Source organism: Shewanella sp. DNRA4, assembly GCF_012843185.1.
GTDB classification, from domain to species: Bacteria; Pseudomonadota; Gammaproteobacteria; order Enterobacterales; family Shewanellaceae; genus Shewanella; species Shewanella xiamenensis.
The window spans coordinates 105,966-122,178 of record NZ_JABAIP010000015.1 but is presented as its reverse complement, the minus strand read 5'-3'; the positions used below and the strand labels follow the sequence as shown (position 1 = coordinate 122,178).

The window sequence follows — 16,213 nt, the reverse complement described above, 5'->3', positions numbered from 1 at the left end:
CAAAAGCGGAACACTTGTAAGCTAAAAGGTGAGTCACTCATGTCGCTCGAACAATATCACGTAATTCGACTATTACAGCAGCAAAGCCAGTCGTTAAAGGAGGCTATTGCGCTGGAAGGTTTTGAAATGGCAGCCCCTTGGCATCAAGTCAGTTGGCAGGCATTTGATGAGATCAGCCATAAAATTGCACAAGTGTTGATTCAACTCGGCGTACAAGTGCAAGACCGCTGTGTGATCCTGTCACAAAACTGCCCACAATGGACCTGTGCCGATATCGGCATTCTGAAAAGCCGTGCCATTGTCGTGCCTATTTACCCAACCAGTACCTTAGAGCAAGCCAGCTTTATCATTAATGATGCGGCGGCTAAGGTGATTTTTGTCGACGACGCTAAGCAATATGCGCTGGCCTGCGAGCTACAAAAACAGTGTCCAACCCTAGAGCATGTGATTGTGTTCGATGCCGCAGTTCAGTTGGCTCAGGATAAACCTCAACATAGGCATTTAGATAACGTGCTAGCGCAGGCATATGACCAAAGTGCCGAGCTGGAGCAACGTTTAAAAGACGCGAATCTTGATGATCTGTTAACCCTGATTTATACCTCTGGCACCACGGGTGATCCTAAAGGCGTCATGCTGGATTACCGCAATATGGCTTCGACTGTGCGTCAGCACGATCAGATTTTGCCTTTTAATGCTGGCGATGTGTCTTTAGCTTTCCTACCGCTAAGCCATGTGTTTGAACGTAGCTGGAGTTTCTACGTTTTATGCCGTGGTGGCCATAATGTGTATCTGCAAAATACCCAAAGAGTAAAAGAAGCGATAAGTGCTGTGCGTCCGCATACCTTGTGTGTGGTGCCGCGTTTCCTCGAGAAGGTTTACAGCGCAGTACAGGATAAGGTCGCGAAATCCGCAGAGGGTCGTAAAAAATTATTTGCTTGGGCGATGGGGGTTGGTGAGCGTCAGTTTGAAGTGAGCCAAGGCCGCGCTAAGGGCGGTTTGTGGTTATCCTTGCAATGGCGTTTGGCGAACAAATTGGTTTACAGCAAGTTGCAGGCAGTGCTCGGTGGACGCTTAAAGTTTATGCCCTGTGGCGGTGCTGCACTTGATTTAAATGTGGCGTCTTTTTTCCATGCTATTGGTATTCCTGTGCTTTGTGGCTATGGCATGACCGAAACAAACGCTACTGTAACCTGTAACACTTTGGATAACCGTGTCGCGGGGTCAAATGGTAAAGTCTTGCCCGAAATCGAAATTAAACTGGGTAAAGACGATGAAATCTTAGTCCGTGGCGACACTGTGATGCGCGGTTATTACAATCGCCCTGAAGATACTGCCGCCGCCTTTGAAGACGGCTGGTTAAAAACCGGTGATGCGGGACGACTCGATGCCCACGGCAATTTGTTTATTACCGATCGTATTAAAGAATTGATGAAGACCTCTAACGGTAAATATATTGCACCGCAAAGGGTTGAGGGTGCTGTTGGGTGTTGTCCTTTTATCGAACAAGTGGCGGTGATTGCCGATGCGCGTAACTATGTGACGGCGCTAATTGTGCCAGCCTTTGAATCCCTCGAAGCATGGGCAAAGGAAAAAGGCTTAAAGTATGAGTCGCCTATTGAGCTGCTGCGCCATAGCCATGTGGTTGAGCATTTCGAGCAGCGTCTCAAACAGCTCCAGCAGGAGTTGGCTAGTTTTGAGCAAATCAAAAAGTTTACCCTGCTGCCGGAAGCTTTTTCGATGGAGGCAGGATTAATCACGCCGACGCTTAAGTTGCGTCGCAAAATGATTTATCACAAGTACGCCCATGAAATTAATGCTATGTATAATAATTGATTGTTAAATATTTGATCTTAAAAGGCCGCTTAGCGGCCTTTTTTGTCTCAACTACTTCCTGACGCATAGTTCTTAGCTTAAAATTCGCCCCGTTTACTGGTGCGCACGAGGCGCAAGGTGTCGGTGTAAAGGATAGTTAAATGGAACTTTCGATTCGTCGTTTATGCGCCGCTGTCGGTGCGGTGTGGTTATCTTCTTTTGTGGTCATTCCTGCTGCGGTTGCGGCGGAATATGACAAAATGGTTCACGGTCCTGTGGATCTTCCCAATGGCCAATGGCTTAATTTTTATCAAAAAGATCAACAGGTATGGGGCGAAATGCTCTATGGCGATGCGCCCGGTGTGCGTATTGACGATTACGGCCGCGCTGAAATCGTGGCGGTGTTTTACCATGACTTTGACAAGGGCGGTACTAAGGAAGTTATCGTCATGCTCAAGGATGCCGATGGTCAGCATTTACGGGGTTATGGCTTTGAGGGTGAAGAGCTAACTAAATTGCCACGCTTGCAAGCCGTGCTCGATGAAGTTGTACCAACCATTAGCACCTTTACCGTGGGTGGGGTTCGCAAGGTGTTAAGCCAGCTGCCACCACAGCAGTATCGTATGACCTATGAGGCGGAAGGGGTAAAAGATCCTGATATTAAAGCGATTTTGGATGGTACCTCTAAGCTCAAACCAACACTAATTGGTTATCGCAATTCTGAAGGCACAGCGGCGGATGTAAAAACCGCAGTGGAATACAAGCTGCGCTATCCCGTGACTCGCACCGATAAGGATGCCGAGGGGCGTGAACGAAAATACAGTCTAGTCGCCACGTTTGATCGCAGTGCCTACGTCGAAGAAGATGGCAGTTTTATGTTAGTCGCCATTGGTTATGAGGCCGACGATGTCGATTGGCTTAAAAATGGCAGCGAAAAAATCCCGCGAACAGGGCCTTTTTACGAATTCATGAGCATGGGCAGTACTTGGGCTGGTGTTGCCAGTGAAGCCAATTATGTTCAAGGCGAACTTGATGGTCACTTTGCCGCCTACGATGCCCGCAATGGCAGTGTGATGTATGCCGGTGACTATAAGCTGGGTAAACAAGTCGGTAAGTGGATGGAAGCCGACAGCCGTGAAACCTATTGGGAGGGTGAGTACCTCGACGGTAAGAAACAGGGTAAATGGGTATTGCAGTCCATTATGGATGACGCCGATAACTACGGCTTTATCCATTACAACAAGGGCGTGCCCGATGGCCCGAGCGAGATTTATACCCCTGATTACGATTCTGGCACCGAAGGCGCGAAGAAATTGTCCGAAAAGGGCATTTATCTGAATGGCGTAAAAGACGGTGAGTGGCTTGAGTCCGATGGCAGCAAAGGCCAATACCAAAAGGGTGTGAAGCAAGGCGCTTGGGTGGAAAAGGTCACCCAAGGGGATTATCGCTTTCAAAGCGGTGAAGGCAGCTACCTCGATGGTAAACGTTCAGGCTCTTGGGTCTATATCCGAACGCCAGATGCGAATGATGCATTTACCACCAAACAATCAGTGACTTACCTCTATAAGACCGAAGTCAACTATGAGAATGGCCTACGCCAAGGTGAAGCAAAGTTATTCAATAAAGATAATTTTATGTTTGCCCTAAAACATTATGATAAGGGCAGACTCCACGGTGAAAGTTTATGGTACTCAGCGCCAAATATCGTCAGCAATGTAGCTAACTATCGTCAAGGCGAGTTGGATGGCCCACAAATGTGGCTCGAGCCTAACGGCGATCTGAATGAGTTGAGTCAGTATAAGTTTAATGACGCCGTAAAACTTAAACCGTCGCAGGATGAATGCATGATGCGAAAAGAGCCCTACGCAGGCGATTGTGAGGGCGTGTTAAACGCAAAAAATACCGAGACTAGCTCGATTAAAGACGGTGAGCAGCGGGTATATCGTGGCGGCCTGCTATCCGAATTAACCTATTACACCAATGGGTCGGTCGATAAAGAATATCGATTCGATTCTAACGGCCGCTTAATGTCCTTGCAGACCTATAAAGCGGGTAAGGAATATGGCCCAAGCATCCGCTATTCTACCGACGGCGGCTATTCGCTCGTCCAATATGGTCATCTTATCAATAACCGCCTCTCTGGCCCCCATTACACTTTCTACCCGAACGGCCAGTTAAAGAGCTTGTGGAACTATTGCCAGCAAGAAGGCGAAACCTGGAACGGTGAACCTTATTTCTGGGATAACGCCATTGCACGCTGCGGTATCCAGCGGGAGTATTTTGATAATGGTGCCGTGAGTTGTATCGAGGATCTCGACAGTAATTATGCCGTGGATAAAGTCTGCTATGACCAAAATGGCAAGTTAGCGAATGAAATGGTGCGGATTGATGAGCAACATGTGGTGCATAAGCGCTATATCAACGGAGTGATCTATCAAGAGGAACCTGGGTTCTCGGATTTTTCCCATGTGACCAAGGGGCGCAAAATCTATCACCTAGAAAACCCAAAAAGTCATGGTGTGTTTAAGTCCTACGACAGCAGTGGCAAGCTCAAATACGAAAAAATCTATGATATGGGTAAAGCTGGCTGTATGAAAAAGTACGATGCTAACGGCAAGCAAACCCCAGATACCGCGAGCTGCCAGTTCTAGCATCGCGCTTCTTATTTCTGTTAGGCTTGGTAGGGATAAACGGGGCAATCACCTTGTTTATCCCATTCACAGCATAAAAGTATAAGAACAACAAAAGGGAAGTGTGCATGTCAGTCACCGAATACAGCCTAGACATCCAGCCAAGATTTACCGAAACCGACGGCCTTGGTCATATCAACAACACAGTGATCCCCGTGTGGTGCGAGGCAGCACGCACGCCAATCTTTGAGATTTTTAATCCCGAGTTGGATTTGCATCAGTGGAACCTCATAGTGGCAGGCTTTACCGTGGCCTTTATCGCGCCGACTTATTACGGCAAGAGCGTGACGGTGAAAACCTATGTCAGTCGTATCGGCAATAGCAGTTTCGAACTGACTCAAACCTGTTGGCAAGCTGGCAGTAAAACTGCGGAAGTGAAAACCACCTTAGTCCACTACGACTACAGCTGCGAGAAGAGTCGCCCTATTCCCGAAGATATTCGTGAAATCTTAGCCAGCCTCAATGGTGAAGCGGCTTAAATTCGCGTTCACTTTCACCACGTAATTGCAATTACGTGGTGAAAACGCTACCTTGTCGGCCGCAAATGTGATGCGGATCACTTATCCGCGCCTTTATTCCTCTTGGCCGGATTTAGCATGAGATTTTACTTCACCCGAATGCGTTCTAAGGACATCTGTCCGCCACGACAACCCCTGAAAAAGATCGTTTGGTCATGGGTCGGGGCCTTTTGTGGCATTTATTTAGTCGCCAGCCTAGCCACTTATATGGGCGATAATCTACTCGGTACTATGTTTGTGATTGGCTCATTTGGGGCGTCGGCGGTATTAGTGTATGGCGCGCCACTGGCAGAGTTTTCTCAGCCACGTAACTTGATTGGCGGCAGTGTGTTATCGGCACTGATTGGTGTGGCTGTTTATCAAGTGTTTGCCGATTATATGGTGCTCGCGAGTGCTCTAGCCGTATCACTAGCCATCGCATTGATGTATTTAACTCGCACGCTGCACCCACCGGGCGGTGCAACGGCATTAATTGCTGTGATAGGCGGTGAGAACGTACATCAACTCGGGTTTCTCTATGCGTTGATGCCAGTATTCCTCGGCTCACTACTGTTATTGCTGGTGGCGCTGGTCGTGAATAATCTCTCCACCGATCCCAAGCGCCATTACCCTGTGTATTGGATTTAGCTCTGTGCAGTACAAGTGTTTTTAAATGTAAAAATAAAGGCTTAAGCTCGGATACGGCTTAAGGCTCTACTCAAGATAGATAAGCAAAAGGGTGCAGTTAAGCACTTTGAAATTAGAATCTTGGATTGGCGTGTAGATATCCGCAGGGCTGAGACCACACCAAATAGGCCTTTGCTCGTGGGTTAACTTAAACACCTGCTGGGCTCGATTTAATGTGACACTGAGTTGCGCACCATCGAATTGCCAAGTTCCTGTGTGTTGTTCTAATTCAAAATTATCATTAATGGGCCTCTCATATTCGAGCACGGCTTGGCCTTGAGGCGAAAGATTCAGGGTTGCATCGCCCGCAGCACAATGATCTGTTCTGATAAAGTCTGGTTGCAAAGGTTGCAAAGCCTGTTCACTGTTACGTAAGTCAATACCGATATTATTCATACTGAAAAAGTGCTTACCTTCGGCAAATTTATACTCTGTCGGTTCGGTAAAACCTTGGCCTTTGAGGATATTTTTAATATCAGAGATAGCTTGGGTATCACGATAAGCGGGATTGGTGGCAAGTACCGCATCAGGGAATTCTGCCGGAATAGCAATAGGGCTTTGGCTCACCCGCCAGCCGGATTGTATTAAGGCGGTTTCAATAGCCTTTACTTTTATGGGCTCAACACCTTGAACGATCAAAATGGCTTGGCGTTGTTGGCAGCCGGACAAGAGCGTTAGGCTAACAAGTAGTAAACCATGGCAGAATTGAGATAGTTTCACGTGGCGGCATTCCTTTGCGGCGATATCACTAAGTCGTTGTGAAATTAGTTTTTCAAAAACTTCTGCACATACCAGCAACTGGCTTCTATCTCGTAATCTTGGGCTTTTGCCCACTTCAAACCGTGGCGGACTAAACGTTCGGCAAGACCTTTGCCACGCAGCTCGTTGGGTACAAAGGTGCAACTAAAATCGATGTGCTGGCCATTGAGTCGGTATTCCAGCACGGCTTCATGACCGTCAACGGGGATCACAAAGCGTTGTTTATCCTGTTGGTGTTCAACGGTGATTTCAATTGGTGCTTTTTCTGACATACAGCCTCCCTCTGATATGGCCTAAAGTGTTATGGCAATGTAGCCATCGACTCGGTAGCTTAAGCTTGCTCGTGTTGTTTTAGAATGGCGAGTAATTCCGTGGGAAGCTCGGCTTTTTGGCCGGTTTTAAAGTTAAACATCACAGCCACCGAAGTGCCTAGGGTCGTTACCGCCTGCTGCTGTTTACTAAACGCCTGATAATGCATGGTGAATCTATCACTTTGAATATCGCTGATACTAACACTGACCAATAAGGTATCGGGGAAGGTCACTGGGCGTTTATAGCGGGCCTGATTTTCGCTAATCACTGGGCCTACCCCGGATTTATACAGGGCATTGAGCGGAAAGAGGCGGTTGAAAAAATCGATACGCGCAGTTTCAAAATAGCGGAAATAGACCACGTTGTTGACGTGTTGTAGCGCATCCATTTCGCCCCAAGCCACGGGGATTTCGGTCACGATAGGGTGCTGTGCGAGAAACTTTTCCATTGGACTTAGGGTTGGACTTTCCATTGCATTACTCATAGTCAAAAGCTCTAGTTAAAACGCTCGTTTAAGGCTGCCAGACTAGCAGTATAAAGTGCGAGCGACAAGCCTTAGACAATAGTGACAACATTAAGTGAAGCAAGGAGTTGGCGATGATAGAACAGATTGGGGATACGGTTATTCAGGCAACACATCTTGCGTCTTGCCATTGTGGCGCCGTGGTGTTGGAGTTATCGCTGCCCAATGGCATTGAAAAGCCAAGGCGTTGTGATTGCTCAATCTGTCGGCGCAAGGGCGCTATCGTCGGTTCAGTGCCGCTGACGGGATTGAAGATTATCAAAGGCGAGGCCGTATTAAAGTGCTACGAATTTAATACCAAAACGGCCAAACATTACTTCTGCTCTGTGTGCGGCATTTATACCCATCATCAAAGGCGCTCTAATCCCAATGAATATGGCTATAACCTTGGTTGCCTCGAGGGCATAAATCCCTACGAATTAGGTGATGTGCCGGTTTGCGATGGAGTTAATCACCCTGCGGATAGGTAGATGTGATTGCCAGAAAAACAAAAAGCGACTCTAGGGTCGCTTTTGATGTGCAGTGCCGATGTTACTCGATCACTAGCTCATCGAAACTGCTGATAGTGCGAAAATCGCCCGTGCGCTGCTTGCTGTCGCGAACCATTTGGCAGGTCATCATGCCGGCTGCGTCAGCTGCTTTTAATTCTTCAATCACATCAGACACAAACAGCACTTGCTTAGGGCTTAAGCTGATGGTGTTGAGAATATTGCAGTAAGCTTGTTTATCTAATTTGTTACCTGTACGGGTATCAAAATGACCGTTAAACATCTCGGTTAAATCACCGCCATCGCTGTGGCTGAATAACAGTTTTTGGGCATCGACAGAGCCCGATGAGAAACTGTAAATACGCAGATTTTGTGCGCTAAAACGTTTAACAGCTTCAATAAAGTCAGGGAAGATATGGCCCTTAAACTCATCATGGGCATAACCTTGCTTCCAAATTAACCCCTGTAGGGTTTTGAGCGGGGTAGCTTTGCGGTCTTCACGAACCCACTGCTGTAAAATTTCAGTCACGCGCGCTAAGTCAGCCTCTGGCTCTAGGGCGATATCTCGGGTGTCGCAGATACAGTTTTCCACCAAAACATTGTGTTGGTTCTGCGCTAAAAAGTCTGGCAAGGCTTTGACAGAATAGGGGAATAGCACATCTTGGATAAAGGTTAGGTCTGTCGTGGTGCCTGCTGTGTCTACGACTATGGCTCTGATACCCATAATGTTTTGATACTCCACAATATGTTGGCTAAAAAATGCAACCCTGATCCTAAGCGTTATTGGGGTAATTGGCTAGTGGATTTCACCTTTAAGCCAAGGGAGAATGTGCGCCATATCACTAACTCATTTGGCTGAAAATCAATTAAATGAGTAATTTTAGAGGCTTATCTAGTGGATATAGGTGAAATACTGGATCTAGTGTGGGGAATTATGCTGTTTATAATCCAGCAGTTTGTTGTCGACATAAGACTATGGTCTTAATAGCTAAGGGAAATTTTGGCTGTTATTGTTGCTTGACTCTCTTTCGACTGAATTTGTGCGCCTTTACGATTTAAAGATTGGATTGAGCGCGTAGCAATGATGAGGCTGTTTATGAAATATTTACCCGCATTAGGCTTAGGTATTCTGTTGGCGGTATTGAGCTTTACGAGTTTTGCACTGGTTGCCAGTGCTGGCTATATGCATGCCTTGCTCGGGAGCGTCGATAATCTTAGCCCCACTAGTCCGGTTTATCTGGGGTTAGCTGCCCATGATGCGGGCTTATTATTGCTGCTCTCTGGGCTGATGCTATTTAGCTATCAGCGGCTTTTCCCTCGATTACCATTCGATTGGTACACTGCGGTGGCGATGCAAATGCCACTGGGTTTATTGGTGCTGTGGGCGGATGGGGTTTCCTTTAATCTCACGGATTTTTACGGTGTAGCTAGAGCTTTAACTCTCTTTAGCGCCGCCTTTGGTGTGCTGATTATTTTTGGCTTACTGCAACGCCGTGGCCGCAGGCTTGCTCAGGCTTAATGGGTCATAAACTGGCCTTGCAGGAATAAAATCCGTAAAATCATTGGCCTAAATGGATTTGAGTCGTAAAGAGTAGGAGCCAATGAGTTCGATTGAATTTGATATTCCCGAAGAGCACCGCATTCCCTTTCTGAAGTATTACAAACAAAAAATTGCCCCTAAATGTGCACCGTTTGAAGCAAAACGTGAAGGCGTAAACCAACGGCGGCGTGAAAATGCCAAGTTCACCACACCAATCTACTACATATGCATCACGGTGATTTTAGGGGCCTTCGCTGGGCTGCTCGGGGTCCAGTTTATGCTGGTGCCTATGGATTATTTTGTGCCTTTGATGATTGTCGCGTTTTTGCCCGTTCCCGTGATAGCGTTAGTGGTCATTGCCTCGGGTAAGGAAAGCGATGAACTCTATAATGCTGCCTTTGAAAAGCTCTATCCCATTAGCCTTAAGTATTTTGGCGATGACTTTGCGCTAACGAGGGCGCCTAAGGTCGATTTCTTTCTCTTCCTTGAGCTGGGGCTGCTGCCTAAAACCGATAAGCAGTATTCGCAAAATTGCCTTAAGGGAACCTATAACAAGGTGCCGTTCCAGTTTTACGAAGTCGATGCTTACAACACTAAATCGAACAATAATGGCTCGGTTGAGCGGGAAACCATCTTCAATGGTGTACTGCTGGTGTGCAATATTCCTAAGCGATTCAACGGTACTACTTTGTTAGTCACGGATAAGGGCAGTTTAAAAAATCGAATTGAGGGGTTTAAGACAAAGCTGTCGCGGGTCAAGCTTGAGGATGTGCGTTTTGAGCGTTGTTTTGAGGTGTATAGCAGCGACCAAGTCGAGGCGCGCTACTTGCTCAATCCTTTGATGATGGAAAATCTCTTGGCCTTAGGTCGCGAATTAAATGCCGAAGTTGAAGCCTGTTTCTATCAAAAACAATTACTGATAAAGATCCCGACCAAACACCATTTCTTTATCAATCAACTCGATTTAGATCGCCCCATCGATTTTAAGCTCAATATTGAGCGGATGTTTACCGAGCTAGGTTATACCTTCTCGATCATCGATACTTTGAAACTTGATAAACATACCGGGCTGTAGTCAGGCTCGTAAATTTAGAGGAATTTATGTCGCCAGATAATCAAATAGTGTTTAAATCGCTGATTGGCTATGGTTCATTTTTCTTTATGATTTGGCTTGTTTTATCAGCGGTACTTATTTTATCAGGGTCTGCTACTTTTTCAGTAAAAGGCTTAGCGGGTGCATTTGTAGTGTTACAGATCCCGACGTTATTTCTGGTCATTAAAACAAAGCTTCGGATTAATCAAAATCCATAAAAGAGTCAAATACCTGTTATAGGATGTCATGCTAGGCAATATGCAGTCCCATAAAACATGACTTTTGGCACTTATGGATGACTCCTCGTGCTCGTTACTATCAAGCTTCAACTTTGATGGAGCAAGATGATGAACACGATTTTCACCCTGTCGCAATTTTTACATATCACCGCGGGCGCACTGGCATTAGTGTTATTTTGGATGCCTGCCATGCTGAAAAAGGGCAGCGCGAACCATAGTCGTTTTGGCCGTTATTATGTCTATGCCATGTACACAGTGGCGGCGACGGGCGTGGCGATGGCAGCGACGGGCCTCATTGATCCGCTCGCGGTGATTAAACAGCCTGCGGCTAACGCCGATGCTTTAGCAGCGCAGATAGCGGAACGTAAAAATGCTTGGATATTTCTTATCTATATCAGCTTGTTAACTCTCATAACCGTTAGGCATGGCGTGTTGGTTCTGCGTTATAAGGCGCAGCGTCAGCAATTAAAATCGCCGCTGCATTTGTCGTTAATGCTGAGCTTAACGCTACTTGGCCCCGTGATGGCGCTATGGGGATACCAAGAAAAGCTGATCCTCGCGGTGATTTTCGGCCTATTAGGCACTACGGTTGGGGCGGGATTCCTGCGTTATAGTTTTAAGGCGACTCTGACCAAATTAGAATGGTGGATAGAGCATTTAGGCGCGATGATTGGCTCGGGTATCGCCTGCTACACCGCCTTTTTCGCCTTTGGTGGCAGCCGTTTGTTTATCGACCATGGCAATTTGCGTCTGTTGTTGTGGACACTGCCAGGTGTTGTGGGTTTTGTGGTGATCCGCTATTTAAGCGGCAAGTATCAGCGTCGTTTTGCGGATTAACCTGAAACGTAAAAGCATAGGGAGCCGTAAAAAGAACAGGGGCCGCCTAAGCTGCCCCGATTTGAGATGATGTGAGCGGTTTTACCAGAGTTAAACCTTGGTCTCGGTAGCATTGGCCGTCTTAGCAGACTCGAGCCACTGATCCATCTTTTGCTCTAATAAATCTAAGGGCAAGGCGCCATTTTCGAGCAGTTTGTCGTGGAAGACTTTGATCCCCATCTTATTGCCCAAGGCTTGTTTGGCCTTAGCTCGCAGTTCGATAATTTTCAGCTCGCCCAACTTGTAACCTAAGGCTTGTCCCGGCCAAACCACATAGCGCTCGATTTCGGACGTGGCCTCTGAGCGGTGTATTCCCTCAGTCGCAACTGCATAATCAATGGCTTGCTCACGACTCCATCCCTTGGCATGCATACCTGTGTCGACCACTAAGCGCACCGCGCGGTGTAACTCGGACTGCAAGCGGCCAAGATCGTTAATCGGATTATCCTGATACATGCCCATCTCGGCGGCTAACCGCTCGGCATAGAGCGCCCAACCTTCACCTGCGGCATTGGAGTAAAAAATAGTACTCAGCAGCGGCAAGGTATCCGACAGACCGATAAGGGTCTGTAGATGATGGCCGGGATTGGTCTCGTGATAGGTTAAGGTTTGCAGCGAATAGGAGGGCAGCGCCGCCATATCGTACAGGCTTATCCAAAAAGTACCCTTACGCGAACCATCCTGTGACGGCGCATCGTAAAATGCACCGCTGGTTGCGGCGGCGCGACTATCGGGCACGGCTTCAACCGCAACCTCTTGATTTGGTAACTGCCCAAACCACAGCGGTAATTTGGCATTCACTTTCGCCAGATAGCCGTGAATGTCCGTCATTAATTGTTGTTTGCCTTCGGCGGTATTGGGGTAGATATATTTAGGCTCCTTGAGTAATCGCTGCATGCGCTCGCCAACTGTGCCTTTGCGGTAACCCACTTGTTTGAGTAATACATCCATCTCGGCGGTAATGCGGGCGACTTCATCTAATCCCATTTGGTGGATCTCATCTGGGGTCTTATCTGAATTGGCGAGGTGTTTAATCATCGCCTTATAGAGTTTCGCGCCCTGAGGTTGGTGCCCAAGTCCAGCCACATGGGTGGCCTTGAGACGCACAGCTTGTAGTGCGGAAATCAACTGGCGCGTAGCGGGGTAATATTTAGTCTCCACCAGTTCGGCGGCAGAGTTCGCTAACACCTCACTTTCTGGTACTTGGGCGGCGGTTAATTTGGCTTTAAAACTGCTGACCAAGGGATGCTTGTTGGCATGGTGGACTAACTGTTGCTGTAATCCTGCGATGGTCTTATCGATAATAAAATCGGGTGGGATTACCCCCATTTGTACATCTTGATCCAGCTTATCGATAACCGTACCCATGGCGGCAGGGTACATGGTTAAGCGGTTAAGATAAGCCTTTGCTTGCTCGGAGGTGGTGACTGCAAACTTATCTTCCATATAGCTCGGAAATTCAACATGCAATCCAGATAAGTGGTTGACGACATAAGGTAAAAACCAAACACCGTATTCACCGAGCATAGTGCCATAGGCCACGGTTTCGGCAGGCAACAGGGCGCCGGCGATTTCAGATTTTATCGAGCCTAAACTCACTTGCTCCGAGACGCTAAGCTGGCTGGCATCGATAGCATTGAGTTCGGTTAATATGGTCTTAAGCGCTTTACGGCGATGATTTTCCCCCGACGGGCTGTAATCGGTCAGCTTAGAGAGTACATCCTTGCCCGCCTCATCCTCGGCCACGCCATAATAGGTGGCGATTTCGGGTCTAAGGGCAAAATAACGCTGGGTGATTGGCGCAAGTTGCTGCTTAAGGCTCAATACTTGGACGGCCTTTTCGGCCTTGGCCTGCTCAGTGGTTTGATTGGTCTGTGTTGGGTTTGGATCGCTACAACCCGTTGCTAACATGGCCAGAATTAAAGCATTTACTATTCTTTTCATCAGGTTACTCATACAAAAACATTGTGGCAAATCCGTTGTTGGACTTGTGCCGCAAGCGTTAAACCGTGATTAGTGTGATCAAGCTCAAATTTGAACGGTTATCCTAACAGTTTATTGCACTCAAACTGCATAAATTTTGTTACTAGTTTTATTGATAATCTGGAGTGAAAAGGGAAGTGGGGGACTAAGGAAATCCTTATCGAACTTTATAATGCGCAGCCATTCTCAAATAGGTGGCGTTCAAGTGGATTCCCATCCACATAAAACAGCAAAGCACCTAATTCATGTCTAACTGAGAAAGCATTATTCATCAACGAATCTGGGGCTGATAGGCAATACCATTAGGGCATATCTCGCTGAGATTGCTGCCATTCAGTGGTTAATTTTTGTGATTGAGCGAGTAACTGCTGTCTTTACGTTGTATTTGGGAAAAGTTGTCCTAGGTAATATTAAAAATGAGCGCTTGCTCAAAGGTTTTTACATCCAGAGTGATTTTACTGAACTTAGCGGATAAGGGATTATCAGAGGATTAAGTAAGTCGTTGATGTTTATATTGACTAAGGAGTTGTTGATGAGAAAAACCGCACTTTCGAGCCTTGTTTTTGCACTGCTTTTAGGGTCTCCACTGGCGAATGCCACTAATATCACGGCTGAATTTAAATCGGTTGAAAATATTAAAGATGTGAGGGCATTACAGCAGCAAGCGCCACAGTTATTAAGTTCAGGCTTGCCGAGTGAGCAACAGTTTGCGCAGCTAAAACAGGCGGGTGTGGATGTAGTGATCAACCTTATGCCGGACAATAGCAAAGATGCCCATCCAGATGAAAGAAAACTCGTGACTCAGGCCGGAATGGACTATGTGTATATTCCCGTGGATTGGCAAAACCCTAAAGTAGAAGATGTTGAAGCCTTCTTTACAGTAATGGATCAGCATAAGGGGAAAAATGTGTTAGTTCATTGCCTTGCTAATTATCGTGCCTCAGCGTTTGCCTATTTGTATCAGTTAAAGCAAGGCCAAAAACCAGAAATAGAAAAGACTATGGCGCCATGGAATGGAGAGTTATTAAACTATCCTAAATGGCAGGCATTGTTAGTGGATGTTAGTCAAAAATACGGTTTCTAATGTTTTACGTGAGTATGAATCCGCCCGCGCGATTGCTTAGTTATACGCTTGATGCGCGGATGGTATTTTGCGTTAAATCGCCATTATTACCACTTATATACCAAGTGTTTAAAGGCATTGTTTTTTTACAATATACGTTTTTGTAGAGTAAAAGTAAGCGCTACAAGTTAATTATTTTATAAAATGGCTTTAATTTTACGATTTTCCCTTCTTGGATGAGTTCGTTAATTATTCTACGGTATGAGCGTGTTGTTATTCCGAGTCGTTTGGCGCCAAGAGTTGACGAAAGCTTAAATTGTTCTTCGCTTGCTAAATTTTTAGCTTCTAATATTTGGTTGATAATGCTCACTTTTGTTGATTGTGTCAGATTGCTGATAAGTTCGTGCATATTTCGATTATATCTTTTTGTAATTAATGACGTAATATACATGAACATATTTGAATCTTTTTCTACAATTTTTATAAAATTAGCTTTAGATATTCGATACATTACGCCGGATTTATTTGCTTTTATGCTAAATAAAGCACTGTTGTTTTCTTGGAAAAACTCCATTTCACCTAGAAATCCGCAGTAATTATCTTCAACTTTAAGAATGAATTCATTACCACTCGAGTTTATATAAGAAACGGTTAGGTTAGCATTTTCACAGAATATGAGCTCAGAAACGTGCTTAGATTGTCTCAGCAAGTAGGAGTTCTTATGGTATTTAATCTCTGCAATACCAATAGCTTTAACAATAGTCGCGATATCATCCATAAGTATTTGTTACATATTCAAAACATGTGATTTGTATACAAGTATACTATCGCAGTATTGAATAGCAATCCCTACTCTGGAGTATGAATTTAGTGTGAAAGTGGTTAAAACACATTAAGTTAAGATTTATTCAATACGTTTTAACCACATTAAATGGATTAAATTTTAATGGCTGTTTCTAATGCGACTTTGACCATTTCATGGAGATCAGTTCTACGTTCGTCAGCCGTTAAATGTTCATGCTGGGTAATATGGTCTGTAACGGTACAAAGAGCGAGTGCGCGGCATTGGTGTTCAGCCGCAAGTGCATAAAGAGCGTTTACTTCCATTTCGACACCTAATACGCCATATTTTGCCATCAGGGTATAGTCATTTTCATTTGGTCTATAAAATAGATCAGATGAAAATACGTTGCCTACCTTATAGTTAACAGTTGTCGTTTTTAACACTTCAACACACGCCTGTAACAGGTCAAAGTTTGCGATGGCTGCCAGATCGTGGTCTAAAAAGCGAATACGATTTATTTTGGAGTCTGTAGAGGCTCCCATGGCAACAATTAAATCTTTCAGCTGAATATTATCCGATATAGCTCCACAACTACCTACTCTAATAAAGTTTTTAACACCGTAGGTTGTCATCAGTTCATGAAAATAAATCGAGGCTGAAGGTGCACCCATGCCATGACCCATAATTGAAATATCTTTAGATTTATATTTCCCAGTAAAACCTAATATCCCACGGACATTAGTGACTTCCTTTACATCCTCTAAATAGGTTTCTGCAATAAGTTTTGCTCTGAGTGGGTCACCAGACATAATAATTGTTTTTGCAAAGTCACCAGGATTCGCATTGATATGTGGAGTTGACATGTTT

General features: G+C 45.7%; 17 protein-coding genes. 10 read left to right on the top strand and 7 right to left on the bottom strand.

Going from position 1 to position 16,213, the window contains the following annotated elements; all coding sequences use genetic code 11:
- The first annotated feature begins 39 nt into the window (after positions 1–39).
- The 4 genes from HG547_RS16795 (at position 40) to HG547_RS16780 (ending at position 5,647) form a co-directional block, all read left to right on the top strand.
- Positions 40–1,833 carry a long-chain fatty acid--CoA ligase gene (locus HG547_RS16795; protein WP_037427964.1) on the top strand — a complete coding sequence of 598 codons (1,794 nt, stop codon included), beginning with the start codon at positions 40–42 and terminating at the stop codon, positions 1,831–1,833.
- A gap of 140 nt (positions 1,834–1,973) precedes the next feature.
- On the top strand, positions 1,974–4,463 hold the full coding sequence (locus HG547_RS16790; RefSeq protein WP_169548469.1) for a hypothetical protein: 2,490 nt from the start codon (positions 1,974–1,976) through the stop codon (positions 4,461–4,463).
- 107 nt (positions 4,464–4,570) lie between these two features.
- Positions 4,571–4,981: a thioesterase family protein gene (locus tag HG547_RS16785; RefSeq protein WP_169548468.1), complete on the top strand. Its 411-nt coding sequence runs from the start codon at positions 4,571–4,573 to the stop codon at positions 4,979–4,981.
- 117 nt (positions 4,982–5,098) lie between these two features.
- The gene (locus tag HG547_RS16780; RefSeq protein WP_037416221.1) at positions 5,099–5,647 is read left to right on the top strand and encodes an HPP family protein; all 549 of its coding nucleotides are present in this window, start codon (positions 5,099–5,101) and stop codon (positions 5,645–5,647) included.
- 66 nt (positions 5,648–5,713) lie between these two features.
- Here the strand turns inward: HG547_RS16780 and HG547_RS16775 are convergent, their stop codons facing one another.
- Genes HG547_RS16775 through HG547_RS16765 form a run of 3 tightly spaced genes read right to left on the bottom strand, consistent with a single transcriptional unit; the run spans position 5,714 to position 7,205 of the window.
- On the bottom strand, positions 5,714–6,406 hold the full coding sequence (locus HG547_RS16775; protein WP_169548467.1) for a hypothetical protein: 693 nt from the start codon (positions 6,404–6,406) through the stop codon (positions 5,714–5,716).
- Positions 6,407–6,450: 44 nt separating this feature from the next.
- Positions 6,451–6,717 carry a GNAT family N-acetyltransferase gene (locus tag HG547_RS16770; protein ID WP_169548466.1) on the bottom strand — a complete coding sequence of 89 codons (267 nt, stop codon included), beginning with the start codon at positions 6,715–6,717 and terminating at the stop codon, positions 6,451–6,453.
- 59 nt (positions 6,718–6,776) lie between these two features.
- A complete protein-coding gene (locus HG547_RS16765) occupies positions 6,777–7,205 on the bottom strand; it encodes a thioesterase family protein (protein ID WP_169548491.1) in 429 nt (142 codons plus the stop codon).
- A 149-nt stretch (positions 7,206–7,354) separates the two neighbouring features.
- On the opposite strand from HG547_RS16765, the gene HG547_RS16760 reads away from it, so the two are divergent.
- Positions 7,355–7,750, top strand: a complete 396-nt coding sequence (locus tag HG547_RS16760) for a GFA family protein (protein ID WP_169548465.1) — start codon at positions 7,355–7,357, stop codon at positions 7,748–7,750.
- A gap of 61 nt (positions 7,751–7,811) precedes the next feature.
- Here HG547_RS16760 and mtnC read toward each other — a convergent pair whose 3' ends face one another.
- Positions 7,812–8,492: an acireductone synthase gene (gene mtnC / locus HG547_RS16755; RefSeq protein ID WP_169548464.1), complete on the bottom strand. Its 681-nt coding sequence runs from the start codon at positions 8,490–8,492 to the stop codon at positions 7,812–7,814.
- Positions 8,493–8,864: 372 nt separating this feature from the next.
- Here mtnC and HG547_RS16750 point away from each other — a divergent pair, with 372 nt between their 5' ends.
- The 4 genes from HG547_RS16750 (at position 8,865) to HG547_RS16735 (ending at position 11,477) form a co-directional block, all read left to right on the top strand.
- A complete protein-coding gene (locus tag HG547_RS16750) occupies positions 8,865–9,287 on the top strand; it encodes a hypothetical protein (protein ID WP_037416234.1) in 423 nt (140 codons plus the stop codon).
- 82 nt (positions 9,288–9,369) lie between these two features.
- Positions 9,370–10,383 (top strand): DUF3137 domain-containing protein, encoded by a 1,014-nt coding sequence (locus HG547_RS16745; RefSeq protein ID WP_169548463.1) that lies wholly within the window; start codon positions 9,370–9,372, stop codon positions 10,381–10,383.
- 26 nt (positions 10,384–10,409) lie between these two features.
- Entirely contained in the window at positions 10,410–10,619 is a 210-nt protein-coding gene (locus HG547_RS16740) for a hypothetical protein (protein ID WP_037416240.1), read from the top strand.
- Positions 10,620–10,745: 126 nt separating this feature from the next.
- Positions 10,746–11,477 carry a hypothetical protein gene (locus HG547_RS16735; protein WP_169548462.1) on the top strand — a complete coding sequence of 244 codons (732 nt, stop codon included), beginning with the start codon at positions 10,746–10,748 and terminating at the stop codon, positions 11,475–11,477.
- Between the two features lie 90 nt (positions 11,478–11,567).
- Here the strand turns inward: HG547_RS16735 and HG547_RS16730 are convergent, their stop codons facing one another.
- On the bottom strand, positions 11,568–13,460 hold the full coding sequence (locus tag HG547_RS16730; protein WP_248278759.1) for a DUF885 domain-containing protein: 1,893 nt from the start codon (positions 13,458–13,460) through the stop codon (positions 11,568–11,570).
- Positions 13,461–14,031: 571 nt separating this feature from the next.
- Here HG547_RS16730 and HG547_RS16725 point away from each other — a divergent pair.
- Positions 14,032–14,583, top strand: coding sequence for a protein tyrosine phosphatase family protein (locus HG547_RS16725; protein WP_169548460.1), 552 nt, complete (start codon positions 14,032–14,034; stop codon positions 14,581–14,583).
- Positions 14,584–14,743: 160 nt separating this feature from the next.
- Here the strand turns inward: HG547_RS16725 and HG547_RS16720 are convergent, their stop codons facing one another.
- Both HG547_RS16720 and deoD read right to left on the bottom strand, forming a co-directional pair.
- On the bottom strand, positions 14,744–15,340 hold the full coding sequence (locus HG547_RS16720; protein WP_047536454.1) for a Crp/Fnr family transcriptional regulator: 597 nt from the start codon (positions 15,338–15,340) through the stop codon (positions 14,744–14,746).
- 158 nt (positions 15,341–15,498) lie between these two features.
- Positions 15,499–16,209: a purine-nucleoside phosphorylase gene (gene deoD, locus HG547_RS16715; RefSeq protein WP_047536455.1), complete on the bottom strand. Its 711-nt coding sequence runs from the start codon at positions 16,207–16,209 to the stop codon at positions 15,499–15,501.
- Between the last annotated feature and the right edge of the window lie 4 nt (positions 16,210–16,213).

Bases quoted from the DNA above. Each gene is read 5' to 3' on its own strand.
- HG547_RS16735 (WP_169548462.1), top strand. From the start codon at position 10,746: ATGATGAACACGATTTTCACCCTGTCGCAATTTTTACATATCACCGCG.
- HG547_RS16720 (WP_047536454.1), bottom strand. From the start codon at position 15,340: ATGGATGATATCGCGACTATTGTTAAAGCTATTGGTATTGCAGAGATT.
- HG547_RS16770 (WP_169548466.1), bottom strand. From the start codon at position 6,717: ATGTCAGAAAAAGCACCAATTGAAATCACCGTTGAACACCAACAGGAT.
- deoD (WP_047536455.1), bottom strand. From the start codon at position 16,209: ATGTCAACTCCACATATCAATGCGAATCCTGGTGACTTTGCAAAAACA.
- HG547_RS16765 (WP_169548491.1), bottom strand. From the start codon at position 7,205: ATGGAAAAGTTTCTCGCACAGCACCCTATCGTGACCGAAATCCCCGTG.
- HG547_RS16795 (WP_037427964.1), top strand. From the start codon at position 40: ATGTCGCTCGAACAATATCACGTAATTCGACTATTACAGCAGCAAAGC.
- HG547_RS16780 (WP_037416221.1), top strand. From the start codon at position 5,099: ATGAGATTTTACTTCACCCGAATGCGTTCTAAGGACATCTGTCCGCCA.
- HG547_RS16740 (WP_037416240.1), top strand. From the start codon at position 10,410: ATGTCGCCAGATAATCAAATAGTGTTTAAATCGCTGATTGGCTATGGT.
- HG547_RS16730 (WP_248278759.1), bottom strand. From the start codon at position 13,460: ATGAAAAGAATAGTAAATGCTTTAATTCTGGCCATGTTAGCAACGGGT.
- HG547_RS16725 (WP_169548460.1), top strand. From the start codon at position 14,032: ATGAGAAAAACCGCACTTTCGAGCCTTGTTTTTGCACTGCTTTTAGGG.
- HG547_RS16745 (WP_169548463.1), top strand. From the start codon at position 9,370: ATGAGTTCGATTGAATTTGATATTCCCGAAGAGCACCGCATTCCCTTT.
- mtnC (WP_169548464.1), bottom strand. From the start codon at position 8,492: ATGGGTATCAGAGCCATAGTCGTAGACACAGCAGGCACCACGACAGAC.
- HG547_RS16760 (WP_169548465.1), top strand. From the start codon at position 7,355: ATGATAGAACAGATTGGGGATACGGTTATTCAGGCAACACATCTTGCG.
- HG547_RS16750 (WP_037416234.1), top strand. From the start codon at position 8,865: ATGAAATATTTACCCGCATTAGGCTTAGGTATTCTGTTGGCGGTATTG.
- HG547_RS16790 (WP_169548469.1), top strand. From the start codon at position 1,974: ATGGAACTTTCGATTCGTCGTTTATGCGCCGCTGTCGGTGCGGTGTGG.
- HG547_RS16785 (WP_169548468.1), top strand. From the start codon at position 4,571: ATGTCAGTCACCGAATACAGCCTAGACATCCAGCCAAGATTTACCGAA.